At 38.3% G+C, this 16,065-nt stretch carries 13 protein-coding genes, 1 tRNA gene and 1 rRNA gene; 7 read left to right on the top strand and 8 right to left on the bottom strand.

Features of this window, described 5'->3' with window-relative positions; all coding sequences use genetic code 11:
• Positions 1–1,075 (top strand): SLC13 family permease (locus ACU5DF_RS22740; RefSeq protein WP_446714308.1); only part of this gene is annotated, 1,075 nt, incomplete at its 5' end.
• A gap of 14 nt (positions 1,076–1,089) precedes the next feature.
• Positions 1,090–1,704, top strand: coding sequence for an adenylyl-sulfate kinase (gene cysC, locus ACU5DF_RS22745; RefSeq protein ID WP_446714004.1), 615 nt, complete (start codon positions 1,090–1,092; stop codon positions 1,702–1,704).
• Positions 1,705–1,765: 61 nt separating this feature from the next.
• Here the strand turns inward: cysC and ACU5DF_RS22750 are convergent, their stop codons facing one another.
• From ACU5DF_RS22750 to ACU5DF_RS22780, 7 genes are all read right to left on the bottom strand, one after another.
• On the bottom strand, positions 1,766–2,641 hold the full coding sequence (locus ACU5DF_RS22750; protein WP_045102971.1) for a TIGR03899 family protein: 876 nt from the start codon (positions 2,639–2,641) through the stop codon (positions 1,766–1,768).
• A gap of 337 nt (positions 2,642–2,978) precedes the next feature.
• Positions 2,979–3,464 carry a DUF3299 domain-containing protein gene (locus ACU5DF_RS22755; protein WP_045102970.1) on the bottom strand — a complete coding sequence of 162 codons (486 nt, stop codon included), beginning with the start codon at positions 3,462–3,464 and terminating at the stop codon, positions 2,979–2,981.
• An 8-nt stretch (positions 3,465–3,472) separates the two neighbouring features.
• On the bottom strand, positions 3,473–4,732 hold the full coding sequence (locus ACU5DF_RS22760) for an ABC transporter permease (protein WP_446714309.1): 1,260 nt from the start codon (positions 4,730–4,732) through the stop codon (positions 3,473–3,475).
• Positions 4,729–5,415, bottom strand: coding sequence for an ABC transporter ATP-binding protein (locus tag ACU5DF_RS22765; RefSeq protein WP_446714310.1), 687 nt, complete (start codon positions 5,413–5,415; stop codon positions 4,729–4,731). The genes ACU5DF_RS22760 and ACU5DF_RS22765 overlap by 4 nt, the downstream gene beginning before the upstream one ends.
• 36 nt (positions 5,416–5,451) lie before the next feature.
• Positions 5,452–6,114, bottom strand: coding sequence for a zinc uptake protein ZrgA (gene zrgA, locus ACU5DF_RS22770; RefSeq protein WP_446714005.1), 663 nt, complete (start codon positions 6,112–6,114; stop codon positions 5,452–5,454).
• A gap of 50 nt (positions 6,115–6,164) precedes the next feature.
• A complete protein-coding gene (locus ACU5DF_RS22775; RefSeq protein WP_045102967.1) occupies positions 6,165–6,455 on the bottom strand; it encodes a DUF2607 family protein in 291 nt (96 codons plus the stop codon).
• Between the two features lie 67 nt (positions 6,456–6,522).
• Positions 6,523–7,074: a YtfJ family protein gene (locus ACU5DF_RS22780; protein ID WP_446714006.1), complete on the bottom strand. Its 552-nt coding sequence runs from the start codon at positions 7,072–7,074 to the stop codon at positions 6,523–6,525.
• A 276-nt stretch (positions 7,075–7,350) separates the two neighbouring features.
• On the opposite strand from ACU5DF_RS22780, the gene ACU5DF_RS22785 reads away from it, so the two are divergent.
• Positions 7,351–7,560, top strand: coding sequence for a stringent response modulator YtfK (locus ACU5DF_RS22785; protein ID WP_045103363.1), 210 nt, complete (start codon positions 7,351–7,353; stop codon positions 7,558–7,560).
• 33 nt (positions 7,561–7,593) lie between these two features.
• Here ACU5DF_RS22785 and msrA read toward each other — a convergent pair whose 3' ends face one another.
• Positions 7,594–8,178, bottom strand: coding sequence for a peptide-methionine (S)-S-oxide reductase MsrA (msrA, locus tag ACU5DF_RS22790; protein WP_446714007.1), 585 nt, complete (start codon positions 8,176–8,178; stop codon positions 7,594–7,596).
• Between the two features lie 113 nt (positions 8,179–8,291).
• Here msrA and tamA point away from each other — a divergent pair, with 113 nt between their 5' ends.
• The 4 genes from tamA to ACU5DF_RS22810 all read left to right on the top strand — a co-directional run bounded on the left by tamA (position 8,292) and on the right by ACU5DF_RS22810 (position 16,026).
• A complete protein-coding gene (tamA, locus tag ACU5DF_RS22795; protein WP_446714008.1) occupies positions 8,292–10,013 on the top strand; it encodes an autotransporter assembly complex protein TamA in 1,722 nt (573 codons plus the stop codon).
• The gene (gene tamB, locus ACU5DF_RS22800; RefSeq protein WP_446714009.1) at positions 10,010–13,804 is read left to right on the top strand and encodes an autotransporter assembly complex protein TamB; all 3,795 of its coding nucleotides are present in this window, start codon (positions 10,010–10,012) and stop codon (positions 13,802–13,804) included. The genes tamA and tamB overlap by 4 nt, the downstream gene beginning before the upstream one ends.
• A 534-nt stretch (positions 13,805–14,338) precedes the next feature.
• Positions 14,339–15,881 (top strand): 16S ribosomal RNA (locus tag ACU5DF_RS22805).
• 69 nt (positions 15,882–15,950) lie between these two features.
• Positions 15,951–16,026: transfer RNA gene (locus tag ACU5DF_RS22810), tRNA-Ala, on the top strand.
• The last annotated feature ends 39 nt before the right edge of the window (positions 16,027–16,065 follow it).

Below are 16,065 nucleotides of genomic sequence, written 5' to 3' on the forward strand. Positions count from 1 at the left end.
ATTAGTAGGAAAGTCGATTAGCGAAAATAACTTAAGAGCATTGCGTAAGCTTTTTTTAGCAGAAGTCATTCGAGAGGGAAAAACTATCTCTTCGGTTGACCCTGATATGGTGCTCTTAGCGGGTGATAGATTACTGTTTTGTGGTGATATTGAAAGTGTCACTACACTACAAGAAATTAATGGCTTAACGCTTTTTGGTCAGCATCATTTAAATGGTCAAAATTTAATAGAAGTCATCGTGAGTCAATCCGCGTCTATTCGTGGAAAAAGTATTAAGTCTTCTAAATTTAGAGACCGTTTTGATGCCGTGGTTGTCGCTATTCGACGAGGTCATGAACGTCTTGAAGGAGGTTTAGGAAAAATTGAACTACAGGCTGGTGATACGTTAGTTCTAGTGCCAGGAAAAGATTTTGAACAGAGTAAGCAACAGCTAAAACGTGAATTTGTCATTATTAGTGAACTCGACTCTGCAGCAAAATTGGATGGTGATAAAAGTGCCTTGGTTTTATTGGGTTTTGCTGGTGTTATTGCTGCGGAATTACTGAATATATTTCCGATAATCAAAGGCTTGTCGGTTTATCTCTTAGCGTTATTAGCGCTCGGCGTGATTAATATTGGAGAGCTACGTCGACGTTTTCCTATTGATATTGTCGTTATCGTTGGAGCGGCACTTTCGATTGCTCAATTAATGTTGTCATCAGGTTTATCTGTACAACTTGGTAATATGTTTATGGAGTTATTTAATGGTTGGGGAGTGATGGGTGCCTTGATCGCCGTTTATCTGATTACTTTAGTATTAACAGAATTGATCACTAATAACGCGGCAGCAGCCTTGGCGTTTCCTATTGGCTACAGCATGGCGTTAGGCTATGGGGTTGATCCTATGCCTTTTATTATGGCGGTATTATTTGGAGCCAGTGCCAGTTTTATTTCTCCTTATGGATATCAAACCAATTTATTAGTATTTAGTGTGGGTAACTACACGCTGCTTGATTACGTAAAAGTGGGATTACCGATGTCGATTATTTATTCGGTGTTAGTACTTACGTTAATCCCTTATTTTTTCCCATTTTAATTCAAGGATGAAACATGACAGTCAAAGACGTTGTGAAAGATGAAAATATTGTTTGGCACCAGCATTCTGTAACTAAAGAAACGCGCTCTAAATTGAAAAAACAGAAGTCAGCAGTACTTTGGTTTACTGGGTTGTCAGGCGCAGGAAAATCAACTATCGCTGGGGCGTTAGAGATTAAATTAGCTGAACTTGGTTACCATACTTACCTATTAGATGGGGATAATGTTCGTCACGGTTTGTGCCAGGACTTAGGCTTTTCGGATCATGATAGGCAAGAAAATATCAGACGTATCGGAGAGCTTTCAAAGTTGATGGCAGATGCAGGGTTAATTGTATTGAGTGCATTTATTTCGCCTCATAGAGCAGAGCGTCAAATGGTGCGAGAGTTATTACCAGAAGGCGAGTTTTTAGAAGTCTTTGTGAATACTTCTCTAGATGAATGTGAAAAAAGAGATCCTAAAGGCTTATATAAAAAAGCACGAGCAGGAGAGATAAAACACTTCACAGGAATTGATTCAGAATACCAATCCCCGGTAAACCCTGAGATTGATTTACCTGCCGGAAGTGAATCTATTGATGTGTTAGTTGAACAGTGTTTAGGTGAGTTAAGAGATCGAGAGATAATTTAAATTGCTTTGAAGCTCGTAATAATAAGCGCCCAGGAGGTCATTTTTCTGGGCGTTTGTATTTTTATGCGGTGATAGAAATACTTTTTTTTGCATCAGTTTCTACAATAAATTTCTGACTGAGTAAACTGATCAAGTTGTCATAATAACTATCGTTAGATTTATTCCCCAGTAATTTACATAGCTCTGCACCTGTTGGACTAAAGCGATAATAGATAAGGCGAGAGCTTTTCTGCATAGGTTTTATTGCTAGGCTTTTCCCTTGATACTGTAATGGCAAAGCGGGTTCAAATTCTATTTCACCTGACTCTAGCTCTGTTCCAAGTAATAAGCCTAAATCTATTAAGAGCAGTAAGCTTGAATAAGGGAGTTTATAATTGCCTAAATGTACTAGTTGTGGGCCCTCTGTTTTATATAGATTAAATAGGGTCCCAGCGCACTTATAACCAAGCAATAATTTTTTACTATTGTCTTGTCCAAAACTACAAGCCAGTGATGCTGCGCGTTGAAATGTTTGCGCCTCGCGTTGCGTCATGTCTTTTAATACTTTTAAGGCTTTCATAGATGTAGAGCCTGGGGTGATTACTTCTTGTTTGAAAATTTGGCTCCATAGACGTTGCATTGAGGGATCGTGGATGTCTTTAGCCATTTCAAAGAAACGATGAAGCCAATCTGGATCAGGGTCACCTGCGGTTTCATCTTTACAGTAGTCGTGAGCAAACTTGATGATCTGTTCTAAATTTTGCTGTTGTTGCTCTCGTAATAATTTTTCTCTGTATAGTGCGCGCTTTAACAGAGTTTCTTCAGGCTTTTGAGCTTGCAGTTTTGCTCCTAAACCTTGCTTAACTGCGATTTCTTTTAGGCGCCGAACGCTACTCACAACATAATGTTCTTTTTTATGAGTGTCATCTTCAATGATGATGCCTTGCTGTGTATCCATAAGTGCACCTAATTTCGTGGTTTTTCTACGTAATAAATAGATTATCTAATTAGACATATTGGTATAACTAATCTTTTATAGTATCGGTATTAGAAAGTAAAAACTTTAACCTTAAAACAAGAATTAAGAAATAATTAGAAAAAGACAGGGCTTAAATGATAAGTTTTTGTTAAAATAAATCGTTTAATTGTTTTCTTAGGGAAGAGGTAATGAAAGGCTTAAATATTAAAAATGTACTTATCAGTATTACGTTAGTAGGAGTTTATGCAAGTACACTGGTTTATTTATCTAATTATATTTAATTATTTAAAATAAACCAGTGATTTAAGTATGTTAATTATTCATCATCATATTCTTCTAAGCGAACCCCTTCAATGAGATATCCAGTTTCTGCAAGCTCACTATTGATGGTTTCTGTTTTTAGCTTTCCTACGATATAAATAACATCCCATAGCTGCTGTATTGGGGCACCTTTTTCAAACTTTACATAGATGATTTGGTTTGGTGGTGGTGGTGGAACGTGAATACAAGCACCAAAGTAAGGCACTAGCAAAAACTCGGTGATCATGTGGTCATCACCTTCTAGTGGAATAACAAAACCTGGAATTTTTACCATGCTGCCATTCAATTCTTGTCGAACTCCGCCAACAATAGATTGTTGCATTTTCGTACCATTATGATTGACCTGTGGCATACCTACCGCATCAAATTGATTTCTTTCTTTCTCGGGAACTAAATCAATCCAATCGAGTTTTAATACTTCATTACTAAAAGCGCTGAAGGGCAAAAGTAATAATAAGCAGAGTAAGAATTTATTTTTCATGTTTATCCTTAAAGTCTAATTGTCATACCATCACTCAATGAGTGTCGATACGCTTGAATGGCTGGAATAACCCCGATAATAAAACCAGAGCATAGAATAAGCGCTAATAGTTTTAATTCGTATAAGCTTGGTAATGTAAGCTCAATGGCAATACCATAATATTGTTGAATTATGGGCTGTAATAGAGATAGAGATAGATATAAACCCAATAGGCCTATAATGATCCCAAAGGTTGTTATTACGACGGCTTCACTAATAAGTAGTGCGAAAATGTGTTTCGGTTGAGCTCCCATTGATCTTAGGATGGCCATTTCTCGTCGTCTTTCTTGTAAGCTGGTTAATAAGCTGGTGAGCATTCCCATTAAGCCTGCAATAACAACAAAAACAGAGACGGCCAATAAAGCTTGTTCTGCCATCGACATCATTCCCCATAATTCATGCAATGCGATACCAGGAAGAATGGCGCTTAGCGGTTCTTTATTATAATCATTAATATATCGTTGTAGCGCAAAGGTTTGAATTTTTGAGTTAAGCCCTAGCATGAACGCGGTAATTGCTTGAGGTTCAAATTGATGTTGTTCCAATATTTCCGCATCTGGTGTACCTCCTAAATGAGCACCACTTTCCCAACCAACATGTATCGCTTCGATTGCACCTAAAGATACATGCAAGGTTTTATCTACTGGGGTTCCGGTTGGTGCTAAAATACCAGTAACGGTAAAGGGTAAATTATCATGACGAGTAAAGGACTTATCACTAATTCCATGAGCGATAACTAATTTATCACCTAGTTTGTAGCTCAGTTTATTTGCTACATCGGCACCGAGTACGACATCAAATAAGTGTGAAAATGGTTTACCTTCTTTAAAGGTTAATGGTTGTTTTTTTCCGTATTGATAAAAACGAAAATAATCTTGATTAGTTCCCATGACTCTAAAGCCTTTATGGGAATCACCTAGAGAGATTGGAATTGACCATTTTACTGATTTTTGATTGCTGATCTCTTGATAGCTTTTCCAGTCAATATTGTTGGTGGCATTACCAATGCGAAAAACAGAATAAAGCAGTAGGTTAACCTGACCTGAACGGGCACCAACAATTAAGTCGGTATTAGAAATAGTATTGGCAAAGCTTGTCTTTGCTTGTGTTCTAATTCGTTCAACTCCCATTAATAGCATGACAGAAATAGCGATAGTTAATACCGTTAATACGACAGTAGTTTTTCGGTTTCTTAGGCTTTTCCATGCTAATTGAGCAATACCAATCACAGCGTATCTCCTGCATTATTTAATGTTCTTAAATCAATACAACGATCAAAAAGAGACTCCAAACTTGGGTCATGACTAACAAAAAGTAATCCTGCGCCACTGCTTTCACATTCTTCCATTAAGAGTTGAATAAAAGCAAAGCGAGTTTCGTGATCTAATGCTGAGGTAGGTTCGTCAGCAATGATCAGTTTAGGTTTACCAATGAATGCTCTTGCTGCTGCGACTCGCTGTTGTTGACCGATACTTAAGTCAGTAATTGGTTTACTAAAGTGAGAACTTGGCAATTGAAGTTGATTTAGTAGACGCTCAGCTTCTTTTATTAGATCTTGTTTTGAGAGTTCTTTTTTTGATGAGAACTGGTATGGCAAAATAACATTATCAATAACGGAAAGATAAGGCAGTAAATTAAATTGCTGAAAAATATAACCAATATTATCTGCTCTAAATCGGTCTCGTTGATTTGAGGTCAATTGATTGATGTCAGTACCATTAATACTCACCGTTCCTTTGGTAGGGGATAAGATCCCAGTAAGGAGGCTAAGTAGAGTTGATTTACCACTGCCACTTGGGCCTTTGATAAATACCTTGGTTCCTTGTTGTTGCAGATAACTTGGAATATCAAGCGTTCGCTCTGTTTGATTTGGCCAGCAAAAAGTGAGGTTTGATAATTCAATAATATTCATAAAAATTATGACGGCGTTGCCACCGTCATACCTAAATTATAGAGCTAGAACTGCTTTTTTAGCGGTTAACGTTGCTGCTTTCTGTCCTGAGTTACCTAGATACTGAACTGTCATTTTTTGCGTGTGAGAAAATACACTAAACCACTGTGTTTCTATTTGATTTAATTCCGACATTGTTTCGCAATGATATTCATATTGAGCAGTAAATTCACCATGTTCACCTTGATGTTCTTCATGGTGAGAATCATCATCATGATGGTCATGGTCATGGTCATGGTCATGGTCATGGTCATCGTGGTCTTCGCTTTTCATATTATGAGAAACATGTATATCCGAAATTTCACAGTTGGCAGACTCTGGTAGAGAGAAAATTGCATTTGGCGTTTTTAGTTTAGCAATAGCTTGCTCTAATAACTGTTCTTGTTCTTTGTTTTTAGGAGTGTGTTCAAACCCTACAACATCAGAGCCAGGAGCGGTGATTTCAAAAAGTAAATGTTCGCCATCTTGAGCTATATTGGTTTCAACTACACCATGAACGTGTGCGTCGTGTTGGCGATGCTCTGAGTGTTCAGAATGATCAGAATGATCGTGTCCATCATGATCGCCATGATGATCAGCGGCATAAGTCATTAGTGGTACTGAAAATAATGTAGTAGAGATGATTAGTCGTAGTGCATTTTTTTTATTACAGATAAGCATGAGTGCTTCCTATTATCTAAGAGTTATAAATGTGATGTAATTTATTAATGTTAGACGATAGAAAAAGGAGGTGCTCGAGAGTGAACGGTAATCGAAAACGGAGAGCTATTTTCTACAGCAGAGAATTCAAAATGAATAATAGGTTGAGGAATAATAGAGGGGGAGCTGACATGAATAACAAGGCCAGAGCCAATAGAATGAAATAATTGGCAGTTGTGGTGTTCATGATGCTGTATGTTGGAATCAATTTGGTGATAAGCAACCAAGACACTAAATAGCGCTAGAGTAATTGCTAAACTCCAATTTAACCAACGCTGTTTAGTAAAAAAGTACGATTGCATTGTACCACCCTAAAGAAATTTGAGTGGTAAATGTAATAATATAACAATTTATAAGCAAGCCATTTATTTATAGCTGAGCCTGAATTAAGCTAATAACTTGTTCTATTTCGTCAGAAGATAGTTTGCCTTCTTTTACAAAAAGTACATTCCCTTTTTTATCCTGAACAATGATAGCAGAGCTTTCAGGTTGAAGATCCCAAGCTGTGGCTACCTTGCCATTTTCATCAAGAACCATCGATGACCATGAAAATTCTTTTTTACTTTCTTCAGCCGAAGATTTTACAAACCCACCAGTTCCCCAAATAGAATCGTCTTGATTAATTATTGTTGTAGTTTGATATTTTGATTCAGGGAACTTTTCTAGGGTAATAGCACTCATAAGATCAGCGTTCATTGCTTTAGCACCACTTCGACCAGCAATGGCCTGTAATACTCGAACTTTCCCTTTTAATTGTTCACTGTTCCAATTTTGGTATACAGCAGAATCGTTGGCATAAGTAATTTCACCGTATTGTTCAACAGATACTGAAGGTACATTTTGGTTTAATGAAATATTGTGAGCAAAAGAAAGTGATGGTAACAGGAGTGTGCTAAGAGCGAGTAGTTTTACTGTTTTCATTTTTATTATCCTTGGAAATGAGTGTTTGTAGTGTAGTGCAGAGACCAAGAAAAAGCGATTCGACCAGTTATAGCTGAATCATTATTAAGTTAAGTTTCTTACTTTTTCTTAATAGAAAATTAAGTACCCAACTTGCTGTATGTTGTATTGCATTCTATAATGTTACTTAAATGTTTCAGAGAGCGTCGTTTTTAGATAAGACATTGTTGTTTATATGCAGGATGTTTTGATGGACTACTAATGAAAACCTTATTATGGATTATTGAGGTAAGAGCTATGTTTAGAAATTTTAAAGCTTATCGCCCACTGCAGGTGGCACGTTTCGTAAAAACTTTATTTAAAGGGAATTTATATATTGAAGGTGTAGGTTCATTTGAGTTTGATGGTGGAAAAATACTGATGCCAAAACAAGAAAATAGAAGAATGCTATCAGTGATGAGTGAAGTAAATCAACATATTCGTCAGTTATCCATTATGCCAGCCTAAATGAAAGAGGTGCTCATTACGAGCACCTCTTTGCTATATGAAACAGACCCCTGTTCCTCCTAATCCACAATACCCATCAGGGTTTTTTGCTAAATATTGTTGATGGTATTCTTCTGCAAAATAGAAAGGTGGTGCTGATACAATGTCGGTGGTAATCAAACGAGTGATGCCTTGTTTACTTAAAGCTTCTTGGTATTGTTGTTGTGTCTTTTGAGCTATCAATTGTTGTTTATTTGAGTTTGTATAAATTACCGATCTATATTGAGTGCCTATATCATTACCTTGACGCATGCCTTGAGTTGGATCGTGCTGTTGCCAAAAAGAGTGTAATAATGCTTCCAAAGATATAACCTTAGGATTGTAAACAATTTTTACGACTTCAGCGTGTCCTGTCGTTCCTGTACAAACTTCTTTATATTTAGGGTCTATTGTTGTACCGCCACTGTAGCCAACCGCTGTGGAGTATACTCCGGATAACTGCCAGAAAAGGCGCTCAGCTCCCCAAAAACATCCCATTCCTAAATAAATCACTTCATGATTTTGAGGGCAGGTTTCTATATTCACTTGAGAGACAAAATGTGGAGGTAAAGGTATTATATTGGTTTTATTCATGATCATGTCGCATCCTTCAACTGAATCATATGGAAGATTTTTCTCTTGTGCTACTCTACAAACCGAGTAAATTACAATTACATAAAATGCATGATTGAATCAATAGAATAATTATTAATATGACAAAGAAGTTATCCCTTTTTATTACCTCTTGCTTGTTTATTGCTTCACCTTATGTGCTAGCTGAGACGGAATTGAGTATTGAGGGTTTAGATGGACCTTTATTGAGCAATGTAGAAGCCTATACCTCAAACATTCCAGAAGAGGATTATTCGACTTCTCTTCGCTTTCAATCTCGCCTTGAAGAAAATGTTATTAATGCCTTAAAAGCCCTTGGTTATTACGAACCAGTCGTCACTTTTTCTATTGATGGAGAAGCTGATGACAATGAACTGATTATGACAGTAAAACCGGGTAAGCCTGTTTATATTTATCTCAGTGATATCGTGGTTACAGGGGATGCTAAAAAAGATATTGACTTTATAGCAGCGATTGAAAAATCAGGTTTAAATCTAGGTGAAGTTATTGACCATGGAAAATACGCCAGTTTAAAAGCGACCTTGCAAAATTTAGCTTTGAGAAAAGGGTACTTCGATGGGGAGTTTGTCACTAGCCGTTTAGAGGTAGCCCCTGGTAGGCGTCAAGCAATGATACGTTTACATTATAATAGCGGTAATCGTTATCATTTTGGAGTTACAACTATCAATGGTAGCCAAATTGAAGAAGTCAGAGTTCGAGCTATCATTCCTTTTAAAAAAGGCGATCCTTATTTAGCAAGTCAAGTCGGGCTTTTAAATCAATCCTTATCGAATACTGAGTGGTTTTCTTCTGTTTATGTTGAACCAGATCTTGATGCTATCGGTTCTACCCAGTTATTACCTATGACGGTTCACCTCTCTCCACAAGTAAGAAATCAATTAGAAACAAGTCTTGGTTATGCAACAGATGTTGGTGTTCGAGGTAAAGTTCGCTGGAAAAAACCGTGGCTTAACGATGCTGGCCATAGTTTAGATACTGCACTGCAAGTGTCTAAACCAGAACAAGAAGCAACAGTCTCTTATAAAATTCCATTAAAGCAAGTGTTAAACGATTATTACATTGTTAAGTATGGTTTAAAGAATATCGATAACCGAAATACTGATAGTTTAGAGTCTAATTTAGCCTTTGAAAGGCATTGGATTTTTGACTCAGGTTGGCATAGAACAATTTATACGCGTTTTCTTTATGAAGAGTTTACTCAAGGTATTCAAGATGGAACTGCCTTTTTAGTATTACCTGGTGTTTCATTTGCCAAAAGCCGTTCTCGTGGTGGCACTATGCCTATGTGGGGAGATAAAAAGTCTTTTACGATTGAAGCGACAGATCAAAGCTTATCTTCTGATGCAAGATTACTAAGGGTACAGGCACAAGGAGCGATAGTTCGGAGTCTTGGACAAAATCATCGAGGTGTTGCTCGAAGTGATATGGGAGCAATGTACACCGATAATTTTTATAAGTTGCCGCCCTCAATACGATTTTTTGCTGGGGGAGATAACAGTATTCGTGGCTATGGTTATGAAGAAATATCACCTAAAGATGAAAGTGGTTTCTTGACTGGTGGTCAATACATGGCAACTGCAAGTTTAGAGTATCAATACAGAGTTGTGGGTAATTGGTGGATTGCGACTTTTGTTGACTATGGTGATTCTTGGATTTCTACACCTGATTGGAAAAGAGGAGCAGGTATTGGTGTTCGATGGGCTTCACCTGTAGGGCCTGTACGTCTTGATTTTGCTTGGGGCTTTGATGCGAATCCTGGTGACGAATTTAAAGTCCATTTTACATTGGGTCCAGAAGTATGAGTTCCATAGAAAAAGAAATTGCTTTGCAAGAAATACAACAAGTAAAGAAGAGTAAATTTAGCCGTCACTGTTTGTGTTTAGCTTTCTTCCTACCAATAACAATTCTCGTGATTATGCTGTTTATTGGAGCGTTAGTCTTTACCAATTCAGGGTTGAAATTAGCCTTGTGGGGAGTTGAAAAAGCCATCCCAGCACTACAGATTGAAAATGCAGAAGGCAGCTTAATTCCTGCATTTACCTTATCTGGTATCCACTATAGAAATGATGAGTTGTTAAAAATAGATGCTAATAAATTGCATTTTTCTTTTACTGCTAAATGTTTATTAGAACCATCATTATGCATTAATGACATTACTATTAATGGATTAAGACTCGACCTCCCTAAGATCCCCAAAAGTACAGAAAAACCCAAAGAAGCACCAGTTGAACAAAAACTCCTTTCAATCCCTATTCCAATAAATATCGACAGTATCAATATTAATGATCTTGATATTAATATATTGGGGAATAAGGTACGTTGGAAATCGTTTAACACTGGTCTTCGACTTTATCAAAGTGATTTGACACTGACACCATTATCATGGGAAACGATCACTGTTGAATTAGCACAATCTGAGAAAGAAGGAAAAAAGGTAGAGCCTCATGCAAATCAAACATCCTCTGTAATTGAACTTCCATCTATTTATATACCTCTGAATATCTCCGTTGAAAAATTTTCGCTGAGTGATTTTACGTTAAAGCAAGAAACCCCTGTAATTATTAATCAGTTGAACTTTACAGCAACAGCAAAAGAGTATGACGTTGGAGTAACTGATTTTTATTTAGACATCCCTGAAGCGAATATCAATCTAGATACAAAAATAACACTCACCGATGATTATCCGTTATTTATTGATGCTTTATTTAAGGTAAAGAAAACTGAATTAAAAGGTCATAATTTAAAATTAAATGCTACAGGTAGTGTGGCAGACTTAAAAGCCTCATTACAATTGAGTGGTGGCTTAAAGGCTTATATAAAGGCTCATGTTCAACCATTAAAAAAAGAGCTTCCTTTTGATATTCAACTTTCGAAAGGAAAACTTTATTGGCCGTTGCAAGGAAAAAAAGAGGTAACGACTCAGCTTATATTATTGAATGTGAAAGGTGATTTAAATCGATACCACTTTTCAACTAAAGCTAATGTTGAAGGCGTAGATATCCCAACAACAAAAATTGACTTAAAAGGAAAAGGTAGTTTAGAAGAGATAGAGCTATCTAAACTGCTAGTAAACACCTTAGGAGGAACTGTTTCTGGTACCGCTGGAGCTAGTTGGGCATCATTGGTTGATTGGAAAGCAGATATACGACTACAAAATATCCAGCCAGGACTTCAATGGAGTGAGGCTGAAGGTAATGTTAGTGGTGAATTATCAACTACGGGGTATTTAACTCAACAGGGAGGCTGGATTGTTGAGTTTCCTAAGGTTGATATTAATGGCATATTCAGAGAATACCCATTGGATATAAAAGGTGCGTTAAAAGCTCAAGATGTAAATGGCTCAGGAATGGTTAATTTAAATATACCTCAACTAGCACTGCAACATGGTAATAATGGTATTGCAGTATCTGGGGCCTTAGATAAAGAGTGGGATCTCAATATAGATGTTAATTTCCCTGAGTTGTCTGATTCTGTTCCTAATTTGTATGGAAAGCTAACAGGAAGAGTAGAGTTAGAGGGTAAGTTTGCTGAACCAACAATTAATCTTAATCTGGATGCTCTAGGACTTGAATGGCAAAAAGAAGTTAAATTAGAGAAAGCTTCAATTAAAGGTTATGTAAGTCCAATTCCTGAGATTGATGCCAATTTAAAGATTGAATTGTTAAATGGACAATACCAAAAGCAAGTATTACATAAACTGTTAGTCAAATTTTATGGTGAAGAAAAAGAGCACCAATTACATATAGACTTGGATACAGACACTATTGACTCTCATCTTGTATTCAAAGGTGCATTAGATCGAACAACAAGTTGGATTGGAGAGCTTAGTGAAGCCGATGTTATTACAGACATAGGGCCTTGGAAGTTAAATAAACAAGCAGAGCTATCTTATAATATTCAAACACAACAAGCATTTATTCAAGCGCATTGTTGGAGTCAAGAAGATGGAGCATCAGTTTGTCTTAATAAGGACTTAACAGCAGGTAAAGAAGGAGCTGTTGATTTAAGTATTAAGCAGTTCCAGTTTCAGAAATTAGCAGCTTTTTTACCTGAGGAAACCCAAATATACGGTGAGATTAATGTGGATGTCTTTGCTGACTGGTTTGAAAACTCATCGCCTCATGTGAAAGCCTCTATTATCTTACCAAAAGGTAAAATAGAACAGATAATGGAAGATACCATCACTGTAGGTTGGGATGAGATAACTGTAAATGCAGAGATGAAGAATGATCAATTAACCTCTAATTGGGCTGTAATGCTAACCAATAATGGTCAATTAAAGGGAGAAATGAATATTGACCAACTTACAGGTAAGAAGACCTTAACGGGGTTCTCTGAGATAGAGCAATTGTCTTTATCTATGCTTAAACCATTATTGGGTGAATACAGTGAACTAGATGCGTTAATCAAATCACGTATTAATATATCTGGCCCAATTGAGCACCCTAAAATGTTAGGGGCAATTACTATAGATAATATAAAGATGAAAGGAGATGTATCTCCGGTTGATATTAACCAAGGTAATATAAATATTCAATTCTCAGGTTATGACGCAGTACTAACGTCATTGATTACAACTCCTGATGGTGAGCTTAATATAGATGGTACAGGAGAATGGTCTAACTTAGATAATTGGAAGGTCGGTCTAGATGTATCGGGGCAAGAGTTACCAGTTAATGTTCCACCAATGGTGAAACTGAAAGTAAAGCCCGACTTACAAATCAGAATAATTCCAACCCTTGCTAAAATTAGTGGTTCTATAGGTATTCCATGGGGAAGGATAGTAGTTAAAAACCTTCCAGAAAGTGCCATTGGTGTATCTTCTGATGAAGTACTTCTGACTGATAATTTAAAGCCTATAGATACAACGACCCCATTACCAATGAGAGTTGAGACGGATATTATTATTAGCATTGGTGATGACGTGTTGTTATCTGCTTTTGGTTTAGAGGGAGGGTTAATTGGTAAGCTAAATATCACGCAAAAGGATAAAGCTCCTTTCATTAATGGTGAAGTCAATATAAAGGAGGGAACCTATCGTTCTTTCGGCCAAGACTTACAAATACAAAAAGGTAAGATTTTATTTAATGGTCCTGCTGATCAACCTTATGTAGCAATAGAGGCTATTCGAAATCCAGAAAATACTCGTGACGATGTTATTGCAGGAATACGAGTTAATGGCTCTGCAGATACACCAACCGTTGAAATATTTTCTTCACCAAGTATGCCACAAGCTAATGCATTGTCTTATTTATTGAGAGGGCAGGATATTGATGCTGAATCTGGTGGTAATGCTATGACAACAACGTTAATTGGTTTAAGCATTGCTAAAAGCGGTAAGATTGTTGGAGAAATAGGGCAAGCGTTTGGCGTTCAAGATCTTCAGCTTGATACTGCAGGTTCCGGTGAGGAATCACAAGTTACAATAAGTGGTTATATTGCACCTGGTCTACAAGTTAAATATGGTGTTGGCATATTTAACTCTGTTGGTGAGTTTACTTTAAGATATCGAATGATGAGTAATTTCTATATAGAGGTGATATCAAGTTTAGAGAGTGCTGTAGATATTATTTATCAATTTGAATTTGACTAAATACTTTGAATTGTGGGTAACTGTGTTGATAACCTGTATTGTAGCTAAGGGTAAAAAAAGATAAGTTTCCTTTTGTATAAATGCTCAACAAACAGTAAGTAAATATAGAAAAATGAGCATTTAATACTTGCTAATATAAGCTGTGTCCCTATAATGCATCCTCACTGACACGGAGCGCTCAACGTAGAGCAGCAAAGGGTTGGTTGAAAAAACGGTTTTAAAATTAAAATAAAAAAAAGTGTTTGACACTTAAGTTTAATTGGATAAAATAACCGTCCTCTTCACTGAAAGGCTTAAGTGCTTCGAAAGTAGAAGAAATGCTCTTTAACAATTTAACCAAATCAATCTGTGTGGGCACTTGTGAGTTGATAATCACTACTTTGCTTTTACTTTTCGAAGTGAATTCAAACAAAAATAATCAATGAACTGAGTGACTACACAAAATTACTTTTATGTAAGAAATCAGTATTAATCATTGAGCCGGTTTTGTTTCTGCCCTCTTTTAACTAAGAAGACAGAGCAACCAAAAAACTTTAATTGAAGAGTTTGATCATGGCTCAGATTGAACGCTGGCGGCAGGCCTAACACATGCAAGTCGAGCGGTAACAGGAATTAGCTTGCTAATTTGCTGACGAGCGGCGGACGGGTGAGTAATGCCTGGGAATATGCCTTAGTGTGGGGGATAACTATTGGAAACGATAGCTAATACCGCATAATGTCTTCGGACCAAAGAGGGGGATCTTCGGACCTCTCGCGCTAAGATTAGCCCAGGTGAGATTAGCTTGTTGGTGAGGTAAGAGCTCACCAAGGCGACGATCTCTAGCTGGTCTGAGAGGATGATCAGCCACACTGGAACTGAGACACGGTCCAGACTCCTACGGGAGGCAGCAGTGGGGAATATTGCACAATGGGCGAAAGCCTGATGCAGCCATGCCGCGTGTATGAAGAAGGCCTTCGGGTTGTAAAGTACTTTCAGTCGTGAGGAAGGGTGTGTAGTTAATAGCTGCATATCTTGACGTTAGCGACAGAAGAAGCACCGGCTAACTCCGTGCCAGCAGCCGCGGTAATACGGAGGGTGCGAGCGTTAATCGGAATTACTGGGCGTAAAGCGCATGCAGGTGGTTTGTTAAGTCAGATGTGAAAGCCCGGGGCTCAACCTCGGAACCGCATTTGAAACTGGCAAACTAGAGTGCTGTAGAGGGGGGTAGAATTTCAGGTGTAGCGGTGAAATGCGTAGAGATCTGAAGGAATACCAGTGGCGAAGGCGGCCCCCTGGACAGACACTGACACTCAGATGCGAAAGCGTGGGGAGCAAACAGGATTAGATACCCTGGTAGTCCACGCCGTAAACGATGTCTACTTGGAGGTTGTGGCCTTGAGCCGTGGCTTTCGGAGCTAACGCGTTAAGTAGACCGCCTGGGGAGTACGGTCGCAAGATTAAAACTCAAATGAATTGACGGGGGCCCGCACAAGCGGTGGAGCATGTGGTTTAATTCGATGCAACGCGAAGAACCTTACCTACTCTTGACATCCAGAGAATTCGCTAGAGATAGCTTAGTGCCTTCGGGAACTCTGAGACAGGTGCTGCATGGCTGTCGTCAGCTCGTGTTGTGAAATGTTGGGTTAAGTCCCGCAACGAGCGCAACCCTTATCCTTGTTTGCCAGCGCGTAATGGTGGGAACTCCAGGGAGACTGCCGGTGATAAACCGGAGGAAGGTGGGGACGACGTCAAGTCATCATGGCCCTTACGAGTAGGGCTACACACGTGCTACAATGGCGCATACAGAGGGCTGCAAGCTAGCGATAGTGAGCGAATCCCAAAAAGTGCGTCGTAGTCCGGATCGGAGTCTGCAACTCGACTCCGTGAAGTCGGAATCGCTAGTAATCGTGAATCAGAATGTCACGGTGAATACGTTCCCGGGCCTTGTACACACCGCCCGTCACACCATGGGAGTGGGCTGCAAAAGAAGTGGGTAGTTTAACCTTCGGGAGGACGCTCACCACTTTGTGGTTCATGACTGGGGTGAAGTCGTAACAAGGTAGCCCTAGGGGAACCTGGGGCTGGATCACCTCCTTAAACGATAGATTGCAATTTATGAGTGTTCACACAGATTGATTAGGTTAAAAAATTAAAGAGACGTTATGTGGGGCTATAGCTCAGCTGGGAGAGCGCTTCGCTGGCAGCGAAGAGGTCTGCGGTTCGATCCCGCATAGCTCCACCATTTTTAAGTATTCTCTTTGAGAGTCTTTAAAAATGGTTT

This window comes from Aliivibrio wodanis (assembly GCF_052920805.1).